Origin of the sequence: Kribbella sp. NPDC051718 (genome assembly GCF_040681515.1) — a bacterium.
Lineage (GTDB): Bacteria > Actinomycetota > Actinomycetes > Propionibacteriales > Kribbellaceae > Kribbella.
In genome coordinates this window covers 456,896-475,713 of the sequence record NZ_JBFAYZ010000006.1, presented here as the reverse complement: position 1 = coordinate 475,713, position 18,818 = coordinate 456,896, and the positions used below count along the sequence as shown (strand labels likewise).

Sequence of the window (18,818 nt, the reverse complement as noted above, 5' to 3'; positions counted from 1 at the left end):
CTCTGATGGCTGACGAGGCCGGCAAGCACCTCGAGGTCGCGCTGGTCGCGGCCGAGCGGGTGGTCTGGGGGGGACAGGCGAAGATCGTCATCGCCCGTACCACCGACGGCGACGTCGGTATCCTCCCGGGCCATGCCCCGCTGCTGGGTCTGCTGCAGGGCGGTACGGTCCAGGTGCGGACGGTCGACGACGAGTACTTCGTCGCGGCCGCTCCGGACGGCTTCATCTCGGTGGCGCACGACCGGGTCTCGATCCTGGCCGAGAACGCCGAGATGGGGCACGACATCGACCTGGAAGAGGCGAAGCGGGCGCTCGAGCAGGCCCAGGCCACCGGGACCGACAGCGAGGACGAGCAGGAGCAGGTCCGGCTCGCCGAAGCCAGGGTGAGGGCCGCCGAGAAGGCGTCCTGACCCCACCTGCAATAATTGAAAAGAGACGGATTCAGTACGGTTCGGGGATGGCGCCACCACAGCGAGGGCGCCAGGAATGAGGTTGGCAACTTATGAGCACAGTCCTCGAATTGGTCGGGGTCTGTTGCCTTGCTGCCGTACTGCTGATCATCGCTTTCGCGTGCCGTCGTCGCTGGTTGTCCAGGGACGGCGGCACGTTCGATTGCAGCCTGCAACTCGCTGAGAAGGACCACGGCCGCGGCTGGGCGCTGGGACTGGCCCGCTACGTCGGCGACGACCTGCAGTGGTTTCGGGTCTTCAGCCTCGCCTGGTGGCCGAAACTCACCGTCAACCGCCGCCAGCTCGAAGGCGTGACGACCCGCCGCCCGATGGGCAACGAGCCCCTGGTCACCTACGCCGGCCACGTCATCGTCGACGCCGAGCTGCGCGACCGTACCGTCCACTTCGCAATGACCGAGGAAGCGCTCACCGGCGTCCTCGCCTGGATGGAATCCGCACCCCCGAGCACCCAGACCTACCTGTAGGTGCCGCCCCCGATCGTGCATGGCCTCAGTGCTGTCGAGGTGAAGGACGCTGTCGGGATGGCCGCCTATGCGCGGGGGCTCGGGTATGCCCAGGGCGGGGCCGTTCGCTCGACCTGGTGGGATCCGTCGGTGAACGCGCTGCGCGGCCGGGTCCGGGGACAGCTGGAGAACCTGTACGAGGTCGCGGTCTTCGTCTCGATCGGCGACGACGGCCGGGCGAGCTATCTCGACGGCGAGTGCAGTTGCCCGGTCGGACTCGACTGCAAGCATGTCGCGGCGGTCGCCCTGAAAGCCATCCTGTCCTCGTCGGAATCGGATGAGTCGGGTCTGCAGGCAGCCACGGCAGCTACGGCGGCGACGGCAGGGCCGGTGCCCATGGGCCGGGCGGGAAGCCGGTCGGCCGGGTGGGAGGCGTCGCTGGATTCCCTGGTCGGCCAGGAGCCGCCCGTCCTGCGCGAGCGAGCCGGCTCCGCGCCGCTCGCGATCGAGCTGTCCCTGGTGATACCGGCGCCGTACTCGACGAAGAGCCGGTCCGGCGCGGGGGAGCCGGTGCTCCTCGCCCGGGTGATGAAGCGGGGCAAGAACGGCTGGATCCGGGGCAACCTGACCTGGGCGACGCTGGACAACCCCTACGGCGAGCTGGTCAGGGCACACTCGGAGGCGCTCCAGGAGTTCTACGCGTCCTACACTTCGCGCAGGTCCAGGTCGCACCGCCACGGCGACGAGAAGACGCTCGAGCTGTCGGCCTTCGACAGCCGGCAGCTCTGGCCGCTGCTGGACCAGGCGCTGGCCGTCGGCGTACGCCTCGTCCACAGCAGGAAGAACGCCGGGGATGTCGATCCGTACGGAGTCGCCGAGTTCTGTCTGGACATCACGACGGAGGAGTCCGGAGCGCTTGTCGTCCGGCCGCTCACCCGCATCGTCGGCGATCAGCAGGAGCCGCCGGCCGACGTGGTGCCGGTCGAGTTCATCGGCGCCGAGGGGCACGGGCTGGTCTGGGTCGACCGGTCGGATCTTGGTCCGTCCACGGATCTCGAGGGGCTGCGGTTCCGGCTGGCCAAGTTCATCAAGCCCGTACCGCCCGAGCTTCAGCAAGTGGCGCTGACCGCGCAGGAGCTGCAGATCCCCGCGGCGGACGGGGCACGGTTCCGCGCGGAGTACTACCCGAAGCTCCGGCAGCTGGCCACGGTCATCTCCTCCGACGACTCGTTCAGCCCGCCGGCGATCTCCGGTCCGGAGCTGAGTCTGCAGGCCGAGTACGGGCCTGATCATGCGCTGGATCTGCAATGGAGCTGGCTCTATCGGGTCGACGGCTCGCAACTGCGGGTGCCGGTCGCCCCGGTCTCCGGACCCGCCGAGATCTATCGCGATCCGGACCAGGAACGCGAGATTCTCGCCGGTCTCGACCTGCAGCCGGAGCAGCTTCCTGAAGCCCTGCAGGAGTTCGACACCGTCCGGTTCAGCACCGAACTGCTTCCCCAGTTGGTCGCGGACCCGCAGGTGGACGTCGAGGTGACCGGTACGCCGGCCACCTATCGCGAGGTCGGCGACTCGCTGACCATCGAGGTCTCGACCTCGGCCGAGGCGGGTGAGATGGACTGGCTCGATCTCGGGATCACGATCAGGGTCGAGGGACAGCGGGTTCCGTTCGTCAACATCTTCCGTGCGCTGGCGATCGGCAAGTCGTCGGTGCTGCTGACCAGCGGCGCCTATTTCAGCCTCCAGAAGCCAGAGCTGAAGGCGTTGCGGGCGCTGATCGACGAGGCGCAGGCGCTGCACGACATTCCCAGCGACAACCTCAGGATCAGCCGGTACCAGGTCAGCTTCTTCGACGAGTTGGAGCGGCTTGGCGTCGTGGAGCACCAGGCCGAGGGCTGGCAGCAACAGTTGGCTGCCCTGCGCTCCGTGGACACGACCGACGCGACCCCGCTTCCGGCGACGATCGAGGCGACGCTGCGGCCGTACCAATTGGAAGGGTTCCGCTGGCTGGCCTTCCTCTGGAGGTTCGGGCTGGGCGGCATCCTGGCCGACGACATGGGACTCGGCAAAACCCTGCAGACGTTGGCTTTGATCGCCCATGCCAAGGAAACAGCGAGCCCCGGACCGTTCCTGATCGTCGCGCCGACCAGCGTCGTGTCGAACTGGCCGGCCGAGGCGGCGCGGTTCGCGCCGAGCCTGAAGGTGGTGACGGTCGCCGATACGTTGCGCCGTCGCGGCCAGAGTCTCGACGAGGCGATCGGCGACGCGGACGTGGTGGTGACGTCGTACACGCTGCTCCGCCTCGACATCGACGCGTACGCCGACCGCTCGTGGGCCGGGCTGGTCCTCGACGAGGCGCAGTTCGCCAAGAACCATCAGTCGAAGCTCTACCAGTGCTGCCGCCGGGTGCCCGCGCCGTTCAAACTGGCCATCACCGGTACGCCGATGGAGAACAACCTGATGGAGCTCTGGACGCTCCTCTCGATCACCTCGCCCGGCCTGTTCCCCAGCCCGACCCACTTCGACCGGTACTACGTGCGCCCGATCGAGAAAGATGGTGACGCCGAGCGGCTGGCCCAGTTGCGTCGCCGGATCAAGCCGCTGGTCAAGCGCCGGACCAAGGAGCAGGTGGCCGCGGACCTACCGGCCAAGCAGGAACAGCTGCTCGAGGTGGACCTCCATCCCCGGCACCGCAAGATCTACCAGACCCATCTGCAACGCGAGCGCCAGAAGGTGCTCGGCCTGGTCGCCGACTTCGACAAGAACCGATTCACCATCTTCCGGTCGCTGACTCTGCTCCGGCAGCTGAGTCTGCACGCGGGCCTCGTCGACGAGGCGCACAGCGACCTGGCGAGCGCGAAGATCGACGCCCTGCTCGAGCAGCTCCCCGACATCATCGGCAGCGGTCACCGTGCCCTGGTCTTCAGCCAGTTCACGGGCTTCCTCGACCTGATCCGGCAGCGGCTGGACGCGGAGGGGATCGAGTACTGCTACCTCGACGGCAGCACCACCAACCGCCCTGCGGTCCTGAAGAAGTTCAAAGACGGCACCGCACCTCTGTTCCTCATCAGCCTCAAAGCCGGCGGCGTCGGCCTCAACCTGACCGAGGCCGACTACTGCTTCCTCCTGGACCCCTGGTGGAACCCGGCCACCGAAGCCCAGGCCGTCGACCGAATCCACCGGATCGGCCAGCGCAAGTCGGTCATGGTCTACCGCCTGATCGCGAAGGACACCATCGAGCAGAAGGTGATGGAGCTCAAGGAACGCAAGGCGGCCCTGTTCGCCAGCGTGATGGACGAGGGCAACGCGTTCGGCGCCGGGCTCAGCCCCGACGACATCCGCGGCCTGTTCAGTTGATCGATCGGTCTAGGGTCGATACATGACGGGCATTCTGCTGGAACTGGATCTGACGCGTGGGGTCCTGGAGACTCCGCCTGCTTCGCCTCTGGCCGCTTTCCGGGCTCGGCACCTGCCGACGATGCGGGAGTTGGTGCGGGCGCTGCGCAAGGGCGCCGAGGACGACCAGGTGGTCGGGCTGGTCGCGCACCTGGGTGGACCGGCGTTGTCGCTGGCTCAGGTACAGGATCTGCGGGAGGCTGTGGCCGACTTCCGGGCGTCGGGGAAGGGTGCGGTCGCCTGGACCGAGTCGTTCGGTGAGATCGGCGGCGGGACCGTGCCGTACTACCTCGCGACCGCGTTCGACGAGATCTGGGTGCAGCCGTCGGGGGATCTGGCGATCACCGGGGTGTCCATCCAGGCGACGTTCATCAAGGGGGCGCTGGACAAGGCGGGGGTGATTCCGCAGTTCGGCCGGCGCCGGGAGTACAAGTCGGCGGTGGAGACCTTCACCGAGAAGGAGATGTCCGGGCCGGCCCGCGAGATGGCGTCGCGGCTGGCGGAGTCGGCGTACGAGCAGATCGTCGAGGGCATCGCAGTACGGCGCCGGCTAGAGCCTGCGAAGGTGCGGGAGCTGGTGGACGACGCGCCTCTGTCAGCGGACGCCGGACGTGAGGCTGGTCTCGTCGACCAGCTCGGCTACCGGTCCGATGTGTACGAGGCGCTGGAGAAGCGGCTGGGGGAGACCACCCCGCTCCTGGCCGAGCGGTACGTCCGCCGCGGGCCCCGCACGCTCCAGGAGGTGCGCAAGAACCTCCCCTGGCCGCAGAAGCCCGTAGTGGCCGTGATCCGGATCAGCGGAGGCATCAGCGTCGGCCGCAACTCGGGTGGCGGACCCATCGGCGGCCCAGGCTCGGGGTCGGACACCATCGGAGCCGCCCTGCGCGCCGTGGCCGACGACGACAAGGTCAAGGCCGTCGTACTCCGGGTAGACAGCCCAGGCGGCTCCTACGTCGCCTCAGACGCCATCCGCCACGAGGTACTCCGCCTGCGGGCCACCGGCCGCCCAGTCGTCGCCTCCATGGGCAGCGTCGCAGCGTCAGGCGGTTACTTCGTCGCCATGCCCGCAGACGTCATCGTCGCCCAGCCGGGCACCATCACCGGCTCCATCGGCGTCTTCTCCGGCAAGGGCGTAGTACGGGACGCTCTCGGCCGCATCGGCATCTCCCAAGAGGCTGTGTCGGAAGGTGTGAACGCCCGGATGTACTCCGCCCAGGAGGAGTTCACCACCGAGCAGTGGGAGCGCCTGGAAGAGACTCTGGACCGCATCTACGAGGACTTCGTAGCCAAAGCCGCCCAGGACCGCGGCCTCCCCGTCGCCGACCTGGAAGCCCTGGCCCGCGGCCGGGTCTGGACCGGCGCCGACGCCCACGACCGCAAACTGGTCGACGAGCTAGGCGGCTTCGAGCACGCCCTCCTGATCGCCTGCAACCGCGCAGGCCTGGACCGAGACAACATCGCCCTCACCGCAGCGCCTCACCGGTCCCTGATCGACCGCCTGCGCCCACCGGAGTCCACGGACGACCTGGCGGCCACAGCGAGGTCCTGGACCGCAGACGGCCTCACCAGCACCATCTACGCGGCCCTAGGCCTCCCACCCACCGGCATCCTCACCATGCCGATGACCTGGCGCCTTACTTAGGGTCGCGGTCTCCGCCCGGCACCCAGAGGACGTCGCCGCCTGAGGACAGGTTGGCTACTCGGCCGAGGATGAAGAGTAGGTCTGACAGGCGGTTGAGGTACGTGATCGCCAGCAGGTTGACGGTGGGGCCGTGGGTTTCGACGGCGGTCCAGGCGGAGCGTTCTGCGCGGCGGGTGACTGTCCGGGCGACGTTGAGGTACGCGGCGCCCGGCGTACCGCCCGGGAGGATGAAGGAGCGGAGTTTGGTGAGGCGGTTGTTGTACTCGTCGCACCAGCCCTCGAGCCGGTCGACGTAGTCCTGGGTGATCCGCAGCGGCGGGTACTCCGGGTCGGGGGAGATCGGGTTGCACAGGTCGGCGCCGACGTCGAAGAGGTCGTTCTGGATCCTGGTCAGCAGCAGCACCAGGGAACTGTTCAGGTGGCCGGCCGCGATCGCGACGCCGATCGAGGAGTTCGCCTCGTCGACATCGCCGTACGCCACCACCCGTGGGTCGGTCTTCGATGCCTTGCTCATGTCGCCCAGGCGGGTCTCGCCGGCGTCTCCGGTCCGGGTATAGATCCGCGTCAAGTTCACAGCCATGTCACGGCACTCTACGCAAGCCTGCGACCCCGAGCAGATTTAGGACATGACGGGTCATTCTGCGCGTGCTGCGCGGCACCCGGTGGGCACCTGCTCGCGACTGCGCAGAATGACCCGTCATGTCCTACAGTCAGCGGGTGGAACGGTTTCGGATAGCAGGTGAGGCACGGCTCGAGGGCAGCGTCGAGGTGGCGGGCGCGAAGAACAGCGTGCTGAAGCTGATGGCGGCGGCACTGCTGGCGGAGGGGACGACGACGCTGCGGCAGGTGCCGAGCATTCTCGACGTCACCTTCATGGCCCAGCTGCTGGACACCCTCGGCTGCTCGGCGAAGATCGACGCGGACTCGGCCAGCGCGACCATCGCAGTACCGGCCGAGATCGGGTACCAGTGCGACTACGAGCTGGTACGCAAGCTCCGAGCCTCGATTTCGGTGCTCGGCCCGCTGCTGGGCCGTTGTGGCCGCGCCGAGGTGGCACTGCCGGGTGGCGACAACATCGGCTCCCGCGGGCTCAACATGCACGTCGCCGGACTCGAGTCGATGGGCGCGAAAGTCCATATCGAGCACGGTTTCGTGATCGCCGAGGCGCCGCAGGGCCTGCACGGCGCGGAGGTCTGGCTGGACTTCCCGAGCGTCGGCGCGACCGAGACGATCATGATGGCCGCGGTGCTCGCCAAGGGCACCACGGTGATCGAGAACGCCGCCCGCGAGCCGGAGATCCAGGACATCGCCGCGATGCTGGTCGAGATGGGCGCGGTGATCGACGGCGCCGGTACGCCGAGAATCGAGGTCACCGGCGTCGACGGCCTACTCAAGCCGGTCGATCACGTGACCGTGCCGGACCGGATCGTCTCCGGCAGCTGGGCCTTCGCCGCCGCCATCACCAAGGGTGACGTGACGATCTCGAACGGTCACGCCGAGCACCTCGAACTCCCGCTGGACAAGCTGCACAAGGCCGGCGCCGAGATCACCATCCTGAATCCGGGCTTCCGGGTCGTCATGCACGACCGCCCCAAGCCCGTCGACGTCGTCACGCTGCCCTACCCGGGGTTCGCGACCGACCTGCAGGCGTTCGTGATCGCGATGAACGCGCTCAGTGACGGTGCCGCGATGGTCACCGAGAACCTCTTCGAGGGGCGCTTCACCTTCGCCCAGGAGCTGACCCGGCTCGGCGCCCACATCCAGACGGACGGCCACCACGCCGTCGTACGGGGTGTGCCGCGACTGTCCGGTGCCCCCGTGGTCGCCAGCGACATCCGCGCCGGTGCCGCCCTCGTCATCGCGGGACTTGCTGCCGAAGGCGAGACATTGGTCTCAGCGGCCCACCACGTGCACCGCGGTTACACCGACTTCGCGGGCAATCTCCGCCGCCTGGGCGCCGACGTGACCGTAGAGCCGGACGACGCAGAGCTCTACTGGAACTAGATGCCTTAGGGTCGGTCGCATGACTGAGCGTGTGATCAAGCCCGTCGGCCGCGGTTTCCTCTTCCTCGACTCGCACCCCGCCGGGTGCGAGCAGATCGTCCGGGATCTGACCGAGCAGGTCGAGGCGCGGACGCCGGCGACGCGTCCGGTCGCGCTCGTGATCGGTTCCAGCTCGGGCTACGGCCTGGCGACGACCGTCGCCGGTCTGGCCCGCTACGGCATCGACGGCATCGGCGTCTCCTTCGAGAAGGGGCCGGCCCGGCGTACGGCGACCGCGGGCTGGTACCGCACCGCCGCCACCGCCGCGTACGCCGAAACCGTCGGCAGCACGTTCCACTTCATCAACGCCGACGCCTTCGCCGACACGACCAAGGCAGACGTGCTCGATCTGCTGCAGGAGAAGTTCGGGGGAGTCGACTACCTGATCTACAGCGTCGCCGCGCCCCGCCGCGTCGACCCGCGCACCGACACGACGTACCAGTCGGCCATCAAGGCGATCGGTCAGGCCGCGGAGACCAAGAGCCTCGCGTACGACGACGGCCAGCCGGTGCTCCAGGAGGTCGGCATCGAGGTCGCCACCGACGAGGAGATCGCCGACACCGTCGCAGTCATGGGCGGCGAGGACTGGGCCCGCTGGGTCGACGCCCTCGAGGAGCGCAAGCTGCTCAAGGACGGCTTCAGCACCGTCGCCCTGACCTACATCGGCAGTGAGCTGACCGGGCCGATCTACCGCCAGGGCTCGATCGGCGCCGCCAAGGCCCACCTGGAAGCCACTGCGAGCGAGTTGCGCCAGCGGGACGGCGTAGAGGCCCGTACGTCGGTCAACGGCGCAGCAGTCACGCAGGCGTCGTCCGCGATCCCCGGCATCGGCCTGTACGTGAGCCTGCTGCACAAGGTGCTCGGCGACGACCTCCAGACCCCCATGCAGCAGTCCATCTCCCTCTGGGACCAGCTGACCGGCGAGAAGCCCCTGGACCTCGACGAGGACGGCCGCATCCGCCTGGACCGCTGGGAGCTGACCGAGGATGTCCAAGGTGCCGTAAAGAAGCAATGGGACGCAGCAACCCAGGACAACATCGCAGAGGTAGCCGACACCGTCTGGTTCTACGAGGAGGTCCGCCGCCTCTACGGCTTCGACGTAGCCGGCGTGGACTACGAAGCCCCCGCAGAGGTCGACGTGGAGTGGCCTGCAAAGGCCTGAAACTAGAGGGGCTTGAACGACACCATCTCCAGGACCAGGTCGCCTGCCTCGTCGGAGGCGGTCAGGTCGATGGTGGCGGTGATTCGCCAGTCGTGGTTGCCTTCTGGGTCGTCGATGATCTGCTGGACCTCCCAGTAGCCCGGGTGCTCCTCGACGATGAAGAGGGCCGGGCCTCGGGCGGCAGGGCCGGTCGGTAGGGAGTCGTGCTCGGCGTAGTACGCGGTACCGGCCTCTGCCCAGCGTCCGGCGTCCCAGCCGGAGTCGTTGTCGAGTTGGCCGAGCTCGGCCCAGCGGTGCAGCGAGACGAGCTCCACCCGGCGGAACATCGCGTTGCGGACCAGTACTCGGAAAGCCCTTGTGTTCAAGGTGATCCGGCGCGGGCCCTGGAGGACCGGTACGACGACCTCCTCGGTCGTCGGGTTGGTCAGCTCCTCCCACTCGTCGAGCAGGCTGGAGTCGGTCTGCCGGACGACCTCGCCGAGCCACTCGATCAGGTCCGTGAGGTCCTCGTTCACCTTGTCCGGTGGGACGGTCTGGCGGAGCGCCTTGTACGCGTCGCTGAGGTACCGCAGGACGATGCCCTCGGAGCGCGCCAGCGCGTAGTACTGGATGTACTCGCCGAACGTCATCGCCCGCTCGAACATGTCGCGGACGACGGCCTTCGGCGACAGCCCGGCCTCGGCGATCCACGGGTGGGTCTGCCGGTAGATCTCCAAAGTTGCCTCTAGCAACTCTTCGAGCGGCTTCGGCCAGCTGATCTCGTCGAGCAGCTCCATCCGCTCCTCGTACTCGATCCCGTCGGCCTTCATCCCCTGCACGGCCTCGCCCTTGGCGTGGTGCAGTTGCGCCATCAGGATCGCGCGCGGATCCTCCAGCGTCGCCTCGACCACCGACACCACGTCCAGCGCGTACAGCGGGTCCTCCGGGTCGAGCAGATCCAGCGCTGCCAGCGCGAAGGTGGACAGCGGCTGGTTCAACGAGAAGTCCTTCTGCAGATCGACCGTCAAGCGCAGCGTCCGGCCGTTCTCGTCGGGCTCGTCGAGTCGCTCGACGACGCCCGCGGTGAGCAGCGTGCGGTAGATCTGGATCGCCCGCCGGATCAGCCGGAGCTGCGCCTTGGAGTCCTCGTGGTTGTCCTGCAGCAGGTGCCGCATGCTCGCGAACGCGTCGCCGTCGCGGGCGATCACGTTCAGCAGCATCGCATGGCTGACCCGCATCCGCGACTGCAGCGGTTCGGGGTCGGCGGCGACGAGCCGGTCGAAGGTGTCCTCGCCCCAGGTGACGAAACCCTCCGGCGGCTTCTTGCGCTGGACCCGGCGCTGCTTCTTCGGGTCGTCACCGGCCTTCGCCATCAGCCGGACGTTCTCCACCACGTGATCCGGCGCCTGGACGACGACGGTGCCGGAGGTGTCGTAGCCGGCGCGGCCCGCGCGGCCGGCGATCTGGTGGAACTCGCGCGCCTTGAGGATGCGCTGCCGACGGCCGTCGTACTTGCTCAGCGCGGTCAGCAGCACGGTCCGGATCGGGACGTTGATGCCGACGCCGAGGGTGTCGGTGCCGCAGATGACCTTCAGCAACCCCGCCTGCGCGAGCTGCTCGACCAACCGCCGGTACTTCGGCAGCATGCCGGCGTGGTGGACGCCGATGCCGTGCATGATCAGTCGCTGCAGCGTCTTGCCGAAGCCCGGGCTGAACCGGAAGTGCCCGATCAGCTCCTTGATCTTGTCCTTCTCCTCCTTCGTGCAGACGTTGATGCTGGTCAGCGCCTGCGCGCGCTCCAGGGCCGACGCCTGGGTGAAGTGGACGACGTACACGGGGGACTGGTGGGTGACCAGGAGCTCGGCGAGCGTCTCGTGCAGCGGCGAGGTGACGTACTTGTAGACCAGCGGCACCGGTCGCTCGGCCGACGAGACGATCGCGGTCGGACGGCCGGTCCGCCGGTTGAGGTCGATCTTGAACCGCTCGACGTCGCCGAGGGTCGCCGACATCAGGATGAACTGGGCGTCGGGGAGCTCCAGCAGCGGTACCTGCCAGGCCCAGCCGCGATCGGGCTCGGAGTAGAAGTGGAACTCGTCCATCACCACCTGACCGACATCGGCGGCCCGGCCCTCGCGCAGCGCGACGTTGGCCAGTACTTCGGCGGTACAGCAGATGATCGGCGCACCCGCGTTGACGGAGGCGTCACCGGTCAGCATGCCGACCTTGTCCGCCCCGAACACGTCACACAACGCGAAGAACTTCTCCGACACCAGGGCCTTGATCGGCGCCGTGTAGAACGTCCGCTTCCCGTTGGCCAGCGCCGCGAAATGCGATCCGGTGGCCACCAGACTCTTCCCCGACCCGGTCGGCGTCGACAGGATCACGTTCGACCCCGTCATCACCTCGATCAACGCTTCTTCCTGCGCCGGATACAGCGAGATCCCCTGCTCACCCACCCAGGTGGCAAAGGCGTCGTACAGGGCATCGACTTCGGTGGTTCCCGGCAGCTTCTCGGTGAGCGTCATCCCCACCATTGTCCCGCATGGCTCAGAACAGCCCCGCCATCAGGTCAGCAGGATCCCTGGACGCCGGCCAATCACTGACCTGGCCGTCCCCCAGTTCGACGATCCGCCACTCGCCGTCGGTACGCCGGACCAGGTCGACCGTCACGAACGGCAGCGCCAGATCGCTCACCAGCGGCTCGACCTCGACCAGATCGAGTCCCCTGGGCAGCTCGTCCGGGGTGTCGGGGTGGGGCGTGATCAGTACGCAGCGGCCGCCGACCCACCAGGTCCGGGCCTCGGCGCCGGTGAAGTTCTCGAACCGCCGGAGCACGAGGCCGCCGGTGAACGAGTCACCCCGCAGCTCGAGGAACCGCTCCGCCACCCGGTGCACGGCGTCCCGATCGGCCAGTTCGGGGATGAAGGCGGCCTCGTCCCAGTAGTGCTTCATCGACTTCACATGATCACGCAGTACCGCCGGGCCTCGGCCGAGCCGGTCGCAGACGGCGTCGAGCCCGGCGAGATCCGGCCCGTCCGTCCAGGTCGACTCCGGGGTCAGTGGCAGCAGTGCGTCGTACCAGCCGGGCAGCTCGTGGGCGGTCTTGTACTCCTCGCCGTTGGTCCGCAACGTCACCCGGCGGGCGTCGAGCGCCTTGGCGAACCCGTCGTACTCGGCCGCCGTCATCATCCAGCCGCGGTAGACCGCGTCATCACCGGCCGGCACCCCGGCCACGGCCTCGTCCGGCCGCCCGAGTGCGTCGTGATCGATCCGCGCGACGGTGATGCCCGCATCGCGCGCCGCGGCAGCCTCCCGGGCGAAGTGTGGATCCACTCGCCGCGGATTCAACGGATCCCCCGGTACCAGCAGCATGGACTGAATTGTCCCTGGGCTGGTGGGGGATCGCCTGTTGGTTCCGCGTGGCTGGGGGAGGACTTGTGGCTGTAATCAGCGGAAACACTGCTGATCGATGGGGCTTGTAGCTTCGGCAGCGTGACAGTTCTGTCGTCCCGGCGCCGGGTCCGGCTGTGGTTCGGGCAACACCAGATCGGTGAGTACATCGGCGACGCGGCCTACGCCGAACGCTATGCGGCCGCCATGCGCCGCCGCTTCCCCGGCCTGGAGATCACCAACGAAGCCCTGGCGGCTCGGAGCCCCTCAGCCGCGAGCCGCCAGGTGTCAGGGGTGGACTACTTCAGCTCGTAGGCCCGTTTGATGGTCTGGGTGACTTTGTTGCCTGCGGCATCGATGGCGATGGCGCGGAGGGTGACGAAGCCGGTGGACGGTTGGGTGACGGCGGCCTGGAAGGTGTTCGTGCCGGTACGGCGTACCGACGCCGCGTGCCACGAGGTGCCGTCGTCGAAGGATGCGTCGAGTTGGAGCGAGACGATCGGCTTGGTGGGGGCGAGGAACGCGGTCTGGACGGTGACCGGGAACTCGAAGCGGCCACCGGGGGCTCGGTTGCGGTCGTCCAATGCGGGTGTGTAGCGGACGTTGAGGAGCGGTAGGGCGGTGTCGACGCCGTCAGGGGTGCGTTGGGACTTGAAGGTCCAGTCGGACGAGATCTCCGTCGACAGTTTGGTCCACACCTGCCCCGGCTTGACGACCTTCGAGAGGCGGTAGGTGGCAGGGGCAGCGGGTAGGGCGAAGGTTTGGATCGCGATGGAGTCCGTTGAGGCGATCTGCCGGCCGTTGCGGAAGAGGGTGGTCTGCTCGGAGGTGCTGCTGACGTCGCCGAGGCGGTTGGGGACGCCGTCGGAGAAGGTCGGGACGTACACGCTCAGGCTGTCGCCGTCGCGGGACACCCACGGCAGCTTCGGCCGTCCGGGGTTGCCGATGCGCGGGTCAGGCAGGCTCGGGCCGAAGACACCGCGTTGCCAGTCGAGCTTCCTGGTCTTCCCGGCCTCGAGGTTGTAGGCCTCCGACTCGACGACTGAGCGGTACACATAGCCGTTCTCCTCGTCGAAGCTGAAGACCTGGTTGCCGAAGCCCCATGCCACCCCCTTCGCCGAGTAGTACTCGTCCCGCCGGAACGGCAACGTCATGCTGATCGTCGGCGTGAACACGAACAACGGCAGCCGGGTACCGTCCGCAGCCGGCGTCGGATCGGTCGGATAGCCGTAGTTGTCGGCGTAGAAGCCCGGCTCGCCGGCGTACGACGCGTCGACGTGCGCATAGTCGCGGGGCTTGGTGATCACCGACGGGTGGGCGGGAATGCGGCCGGGCCAGACGGCCACGTCGTGGTACAGGTACGGGCTGTTCAGGAAGGAGCCGACGCCCGGGACCGGACCGTCCGGTGCCCCGGCCCACACCACGTGTGAGTAGGCCTTGAAGGTCGACTTGTCGCCGGTCTTGTTCGGCACGACGTACAGCTCGGGAACGATGTTCGGGGTGCCGTCACCGTCGATGCCCACGCCGCCGATGTACTGCCCGACGGGGAGCGTGCGGTTGATCCCGAGCCCACCGGTCGCCACGGTGGCGCCGGTGACCGGCGGGCGGTAGCCGACTTTCGCGGCCTTGCTGCCGTCCAGCACGACCGGGCCGGTCTTGCCGATCACGAGGTCGCCCTCGGTGAAGTACGTCAGGTTCTTCCAGCCGGGCGCATCCTCTCGACGCGTCGCGGCGTAGCCGTCGACCAGGTAGTGGCCGGCCGGCAGCGAGACGGTTTCGCCGGCCGAGACGACGTAGCCCTCCTGCCGCTCGACATTGATCAGGTACGTGCCGGCTGAATGCAGATCGTCGTTGGTCCCCGGCGCGCCGGAGAAGTCGGTCATCTCCACCTTGTGGGGATAGGTCGACACCTGCTTGCCGATGCCAACCGTCGTCCGGATCGCCGAACCGTTGCCGCTAGCAACAAGCCAGGCGGCGTAGGCGCCCTCGGCCTCGGGACCATCGGTGCGACCAGTGACATTCACCTGAGCGCTGCCGTTGGCCGGGATGGTGATCGAGGACCGGTCGAGGCGGAACACCTTGGCGCCGTCGAGCCGGAGCGTGAGGTGGACCGGGCGCGAGCTCTGGTTGACGTACGTCACGGGCTTCGTGACCGGCTTGTCGTCGTTGTGCGGGGCCGTCTGGAGGCCGAGGTTGAGGTTGCTCGGCATCGCCAGCACCTCTTGCTTGATCGCCTGCGCGAGGTCGACCCGGCCGGCGCCCTGCGTGTAGATCCCTTGGTCAGCGAGCCCGACCGACGAGCCCATCAACGCCGACTTCAGCTCCGGGGCTTTCCAGTCCGGGTGTTGCTGGGCGAGCAGGGCGGCGGCGCCGGCGACGTGGGGCGCGGCCATCGAGGTACCGGACAGATCGGCATACGAGTCGTTGATGGCGAACGGCGCCAGTGGCGTGTTGGCTGCGCGGGCGGCCACGATGTGGCTGCCGGGCGCGGAGATGTCGGGCTTCACCGACAGGTCGCCGACGCGCGGGCCCTGGCTGGAGAACTCGCTGTGCGTGTCGGATTTGGTGACCGAGGCAACTGCGAGGGCCGCGTCCGCGGCGGCCGGAGTGGACACGGTCTGCGCGGCGCCGAAGTTGCCCGCCGAGACGACGAACAGAGTGCCGGTACTAGCCGTCAGCTCGTTGATGGTCTCGGACAAGATGTCCGTACCGTCGCTCGGGCCGCCGCCGATGCTCATGTTGACGACCTTGGCGCCGGACGTCGCGGCCCACTGCATCCCGGCGATCATCGCGGACGACTCGCAGTTGCGGTCGCCGCAGACCTTGCCGATCATCAGGTCGGCACCGGGAGCGACGCCCTTGTACTTCCCTTGCGAAGCGGCTCCGGTACCAGCCACCGTCGAGGCGGTGTGGGTGCCGTGACCGACCCGATCGACGACGTCGTTCTCGTCGACGTTGCCATCCTGGTCGGCGGTGAATCCCTTGGTGGCGATCACCCGGTCCTTGAAGTCGGGGTGGGTCGCGTCGTAGCCGGAGTCGAGTACCGCGACCTTCACGCCCTTGCCGGTGAAGCCTGCCTTCCATGCGACCGGGGCGCCGATCTGCGGGATGCTGCGGTCGAGGTTCGGGGTGACGCCGCCGTCGAGCCAGAGCTTCTTGACGGTGCCGGCCAGGCCGGTCTTGCGCTTGGCCTGTGGGCTGTTGAGCCAGTTGAACCACAGGTCGCCGGCTTGCGATCGCTCTTGGCCGATCGCCACCGCGTCGATGATCGGCAGTTCGCGCTTGACGACCGTGCCCTCGGGGAGGGCGGATCGGACGGCTCGGGCGGCGCCGTTGGCGGCGTACTGGACCAGCAGGGGGAGGCGGGGCGACGACTTGTCGTCCAGGCCGAGGGTGGCGAGCAGGCTGACGTCGAAGAGTCGCTCGTCGACGACGCCGGCGGAGACGAGCGGGAAGGCGTCCAGCGGGACGACGAGTTCCTTGCCTTTGAAGGAGGACTTGTGGAAGGCCATGCCCTCGCGGCCGGGGCCGGGCTGGACGTTGGCGGCGCGGTAGCCGGTCGCGGTCTTCTGGACGGTCACCTTGTCGCCGGTGACGAGGGTGATGGTGAGGGGGTTGACGGTGGTCGCCAACCCAGCGCCGACTCCGTCAGTACCGGCGCTGGGTTGGATCTGGATACCGGCGGCAGGAGCCGCCAAAGAAGCGGCGGCCACGAGCGACACGACGGTCGCGACGGCCAGCTTTCGATATCGGGACAAAGGGTTTCACCTCACGAAATGGGCGTTTCCGGGGCAGGACGAAGTGCAACCGGGCAGGGCGAAGCGCGGCGGCGGCCGGGCGGGCCGTGGCCGGATCGGGGAGGGGCTCTGGTGGGAGAGCTGCGGGGTGGCGGGGAGCGGGTTAGCGGATCGCGGGGGAGGGCGGGGTGGGTTTTTCGTCGGTCCAGCCGGACTCGAGGACGACGTTGGCGCCGCGCTTGAAGCCGTCGTACTCCTGGCTCAGCAACCGGCCGGTAGCCGGGTCGACGATGAAGTTGGTTTTGCCGTCCCGGAGCATGGTCGGCCCACTCGACGGCTTGCCGGGCTTGGTCCAGTCCATGCTGATCTGGGTGCCCGTGCGGCCGATCGGGTCCTTGACGTTCTCCTTGATCCGCACGCCCGGCAGCATCGACAGCACCCGAAGCGCGGCACCCCGCAGCTTCGGCGGCGACGGCATCTCGAACAGCAACCGCCCGGCCGCGCTGAACACCTGGTAATTGATGTCGTCGGCCGTCATCCCGGGCTCAGGCTTCCCCGCGAGGACCGCGCGAAGCTGCTCGGGATCGGTCGGCAGCGCCTGGATCTGCTGGGCGGTGACCGGCTTCACGCCGCTCAGGGAGTAGCCGGGCGGCACCTCGTCGAAGGTCATCTTGTTGACCACCGGCTCGGTCGGCGCCATCGTCACCGGGCTCGTCTCGGTCATCGGCCACTCCGTCGGCGATCCCTGGGCCCGCCACTTCGCGGCGTCCGCGCGAGTCGCCGGATGCGCCCCGAGATCGACCCAGCCGAACCAGGACTCGACGCCCTGCTTCATCGGCATCCAGCTCTCGGTGATGCTCTTCTGCAAGATCTTGTACTTCGGTGAGCCGACCTCGATCGAGCCCCGGATCTGCAGGTTGCGGACCCGGAAGAACTTGCCCGAGACCTTCTCGTCGATCTCCTGCTTGATCGCGAGCTGGACCAGCACCTGGCTGGCCGTCATCAGCTTGGGGCTGGTCGGCGTGACCGTGCTCGGCACCGGTCCCGCGTCGCCGCTGCCGGAGCCCGGCGACAGGATGAGCGGAGTCGCGAGCGCGGCCAGCGCCACGGTGGCGGCTGTCGCGGTCAGCGCCATTCCGACCCGGCCGGACTTCGCAGCGGCGTACCAGCGATCCCGGCGACGGGCAGTCTCGGCCTCGCGGATCAGTTCCTGTACCTGCCGGCGCGCCTTGTTGGTCGTGTCGGCAGACGGGCCCGGCTGCTCGGGGAAGGCTTTGCGGATCTTGTCGAACTCGTTCATCTCAGGCCTCGTCACGCGTTGCGGTCGGGTCGGTGTGGCCGAGGTGTTCCCGGACCACCCGGCGGGCCCGGGACAGGCGGGAGGCCACCGTCCCGTTGGCGATGCCGAGCGCGGCGGCGACCTCGTCGTACGTGAGTTCGCCGAGCGCCACGAGCATGAGTACCTCGCGGTCCTTCGCGGAGGCCTTCGCCAGCGCGGCGGCGAGCTGGCGGCTGGCGCCCTGCGCGGTCACCTGGGCGGTGACGCGCTCCTCGTGCCCGCCGGTCGGTGTCGGCAGCGGCAGCTTCGCGGTCGCCCGCCAAGCCCGTACTTCGTCCCGCCGGTGCCGCCGGATCAGGTTGGTGGCGATCCCGTACAGCCAGGCCCGGACGACCCCGTTGCGCCCGTCGAACTTGGCCCGCTGCCGGAACGCGACCAGGAACGTCTCCGCGGCCAGGTCGTCGGCCAGGTCACTGCCCAGCCGGCGGGCGACGTAGGAGTGCACCTGAGGGAAGTACCGGTCGAAGATCAGCGTGAAGCGGTCGGGCTCTCGCGCGGACGCCTCGAGGATCCGGGCGTCCTCGTCCGGGACTAGCGCGGCCGCCCGGGTCGGCACCAGCGGCCGGCCGGGCAACGCGAGCGTCGCCAGGGCGAGGTCGGGCGTCATCGAACTCCTCATGCCGTCGGCGGGAGGTTCGCCGGGACCGATCGGCCCCGGGGCAGCGCTGGTGCTGCCGTCCGGCTCACCCTGTTCTTGTCCGATGTCCCCGATACCCTTCTCGACCCCGCCGACAGTCCGCGTTCATGACGCGCTGAGGGTCGATCCGGATGACAACGACCGGGGCGGTGGGGCGGGGAAAGCAGAAATTGAGTCAGAAAGAGTTCAGGAATCCTCGGGCGGCTTGCTCGTCGGCAGGCCAGACGTAGACGCTCCAGCCGTGCTTGGCGGTCTGTTCGGCGTCTTTGGTCCGCGCAGCGGTCGCCTTGATGCCGAAGTCCTTCAGCATCGCGACCTTCACCCTGGCCTCGTTGTACGTCTGGACGGTCTGGACGTCGATCAACAGTCCGAAACTGTCCTTTTCGGCCGGTGAGTAGTCAGTACGGCGCACCAAGGACCCGCCTTTGGCCTTCGAGAACGCCCAGCGGGTGAGCAGCACCATGCCGCCCGCGAACGCGATGGCCACCACGGGGAAGAGGAAATAGTGCTCAGCGAACACGGACACCATTGTCTCGCTAAATGAAAGGTCGCGAACCCTTGGCAACCTTCCGTGTCGCCA

Annotated in this window: 14 protein-coding genes; 7 read left to right on the top strand and 7 right to left on the bottom strand. The window is 68.3% G+C overall.

The features are described from left to right. The first annotated feature begins 5 nt into the window (after positions 1-5). The 4 genes from AB0M15_RS24825 to sppA all read left to right on the top strand — a co-directional run bounded on the left by AB0M15_RS24825 (position 6) and on the right by sppA (position 5,951). Complete coding sequence (locus AB0M15_RS24825) at positions 6-410, top strand: F0F1 ATP synthase subunit epsilon (RefSeq protein ID WP_363823582.1); 405 nt, start codon at positions 6-8, stop codon at positions 408-410. A gap of 92 nt (positions 411-502) precedes the next feature. After that, the gene (locus tag AB0M15_RS24820; protein ID WP_328326862.1) at positions 503-934 is read left to right on the top strand and encodes a DUF2550 domain-containing protein; all 432 of its coding nucleotides are present in this window, start codon (positions 503-505) and stop codon (positions 932-934) included. Positions 935-949: 15 nt separating this feature from the next. Beyond that, complete coding sequence (locus AB0M15_RS24815) at positions 950-4,270, top strand: SNF2-related protein (protein WP_363823580.1); 3,321 nt, start codon at positions 950-952, stop codon at positions 4,268-4,270. A 22-nt stretch (positions 4,271-4,292) separates the two neighbouring features. Beyond that, positions 4,293-5,951 carry a signal peptide peptidase SppA gene (gene sppA, locus AB0M15_RS24810; RefSeq protein ID WP_363823577.1) on the top strand — a complete coding sequence of 553 codons (1,659 nt, stop codon included), beginning with the start codon at positions 4,293-4,295 and terminating at the stop codon, positions 5,949-5,951. Here sppA and AB0M15_RS24805 read toward each other — a convergent pair. Further along, positions 5,944-6,531 (bottom strand): cob(I)yrinic acid a,c-diamide adenosyltransferase, encoded by a 588-nt coding sequence (locus AB0M15_RS24805; RefSeq protein WP_363823575.1) that lies wholly within the window; start codon positions 6,529-6,531, stop codon positions 5,944-5,946. The two genes, sppA and AB0M15_RS24805, sit on opposite strands and share 8 nt — an antisense overlap. A gap of 137 nt (positions 6,532-6,668) precedes the next feature. On the opposite strand from AB0M15_RS24805, the gene murA reads away from it, so the two are divergent. Both murA and fabV read left to right on the top strand, forming a co-directional pair. Then, positions 6,669-7,955, top strand: a complete 1,287-nt coding sequence (gene murA, locus AB0M15_RS24800) for a UDP-N-acetylglucosamine 1-carboxyvinyltransferase (RefSeq protein ID WP_363823572.1) — start codon at positions 6,669-6,671, stop codon at positions 7,953-7,955. A 19-nt stretch (positions 7,956-7,974) separates the two neighbouring features. Then, a complete protein-coding gene (gene fabV, locus AB0M15_RS24795) occupies positions 7,975-9,156 on the top strand; it encodes an enoyl-[acyl-carrier-protein] reductase FabV (RefSeq protein WP_363823568.1) in 1,182 nt (393 codons plus the stop codon). A gap of 2 nt (positions 9,157-9,158) precedes the next feature. Here fabV and AB0M15_RS24790 read toward each other — a convergent pair whose 3' ends face one another. Next, positions 9,159-11,660 carry a DUF3516 domain-containing protein gene (locus tag AB0M15_RS24790; RefSeq protein ID WP_363823566.1) on the bottom strand — a complete coding sequence of 834 codons (2,502 nt, stop codon included), beginning with the start codon at positions 11,658-11,660 and terminating at the stop codon, positions 9,159-9,161. Positions 11,661-11,682: 22 nt separating this feature from the next. After that, complete coding sequence (locus AB0M15_RS24785) at positions 11,683-12,507, bottom strand: ATP-grasp domain-containing protein (protein WP_363823562.1); 825 nt, start codon at positions 12,505-12,507, stop codon at positions 11,683-11,685. A gap of 120 nt (positions 12,508-12,627) precedes the next feature. Here AB0M15_RS24785 and AB0M15_RS24780 point away from each other — a divergent pair, with 120 nt between their 5' ends. Continuing rightward, on the top strand, positions 12,628-12,840 hold the full coding sequence (locus AB0M15_RS24780) for a hypothetical protein (RefSeq protein ID WP_363823557.1): 213 nt from the start codon (positions 12,628-12,630) through the stop codon (positions 12,838-12,840). On the opposite strand, the gene AB0M15_RS24775 is transcribed toward AB0M15_RS24780, so the two are convergent. From AB0M15_RS24775 to AB0M15_RS24760, 4 genes are all read right to left on the bottom strand, one after another. Then, positions 12,825-16,283 (bottom strand): S8 family serine peptidase, encoded by a 3,459-nt coding sequence (locus AB0M15_RS24775; protein WP_363823553.1) that lies wholly within the window; start codon positions 16,281-16,283, stop codon positions 12,825-12,827. The two genes, AB0M15_RS24780 and AB0M15_RS24775, sit on opposite strands and share 16 nt — an antisense overlap. 142 nt (positions 16,284-16,425) lie before the next feature. Beyond that, complete coding sequence (locus AB0M15_RS24770) at positions 16,426-17,562, bottom strand: CU044_5270 family protein (protein ID WP_363823550.1); 1,137 nt, start codon at positions 17,560-17,562, stop codon at positions 16,426-16,428. 1 nt (position 17,563) lies between these two features. Continuing rightward, complete coding sequence (locus tag AB0M15_RS24765) at positions 17,564-18,208, bottom strand: RNA polymerase sigma factor (RefSeq protein WP_363823547.1); 645 nt, start codon at positions 18,206-18,208, stop codon at positions 17,564-17,566. A 205-nt stretch (positions 18,209-18,413) separates the two neighbouring features. Next, positions 18,414-18,767: a hypothetical protein gene (locus AB0M15_RS24760; RefSeq protein WP_363823544.1), complete on the bottom strand. Its 354-nt coding sequence runs from the start codon at positions 18,765-18,767 to the stop codon at positions 18,414-18,416. Positions 18,768-18,818 lie beyond the last annotated feature (51 nt).

Excerpts from the sequence above, each read along its gene's own strand:
- AB0M15_RS24785 (WP_363823562.1), bottom strand. The coding sequence starts at position 12,507 with ATGCTGCTGGTACCGGGGGATCCGTTGAATCCGCGGCGAGTGGATCCA.
- fabV (WP_363823568.1), top strand. The coding sequence starts at position 7,975 with ATGACTGAGCGTGTGATCAAGCCCGTCGGCCGCGGTTTCCTCTTCCTC.
- AB0M15_RS24820 (WP_328326862.1), top strand. The coding sequence starts at position 503 with ATGAGCACAGTCCTCGAATTGGTCGGGGTCTGTTGCCTTGCTGCCGTA.
- AB0M15_RS24770 (WP_363823550.1), bottom strand. The coding sequence starts at position 17,562 with ATGAACGAGTTCGACAAGATCCGCAAAGCCTTCCCCGAGCAGCCGGGC.
- AB0M15_RS24765 (WP_363823547.1), bottom strand. The coding sequence starts at position 18,208 with ATGACGCCCGACCTCGCCCTGGCGACGCTCGCGTTGCCCGGCCGGCCG.
- AB0M15_RS24790 (WP_363823566.1), bottom strand. The coding sequence starts at position 11,660 with ATGACGCTCACCGAGAAGCTGCCGGGAACCACCGAAGTCGATGCCCTG.
- AB0M15_RS24805 (WP_363823575.1), bottom strand. The coding sequence starts at position 6,531 with ATGGCTGTGAACTTGACGCGGATCTATACCCGGACCGGAGACGCCGGC.
- sppA (WP_363823577.1), top strand. The coding sequence starts at position 4,293 with ATGACGGGCATTCTGCTGGAACTGGATCTGACGCGTGGGGTCCTGGAG.
- AB0M15_RS24760 (WP_363823544.1), bottom strand. The coding sequence starts at position 18,767 with ATGGTGTCCGTGTTCGCTGAGCACTATTTCCTCTTCCCCGTGGTGGCC.
- AB0M15_RS24825 (WP_363823582.1), top strand. The coding sequence starts at position 6 with ATGGCTGACGAGGCCGGCAAGCACCTCGAGGTCGCGCTGGTCGCGGCC.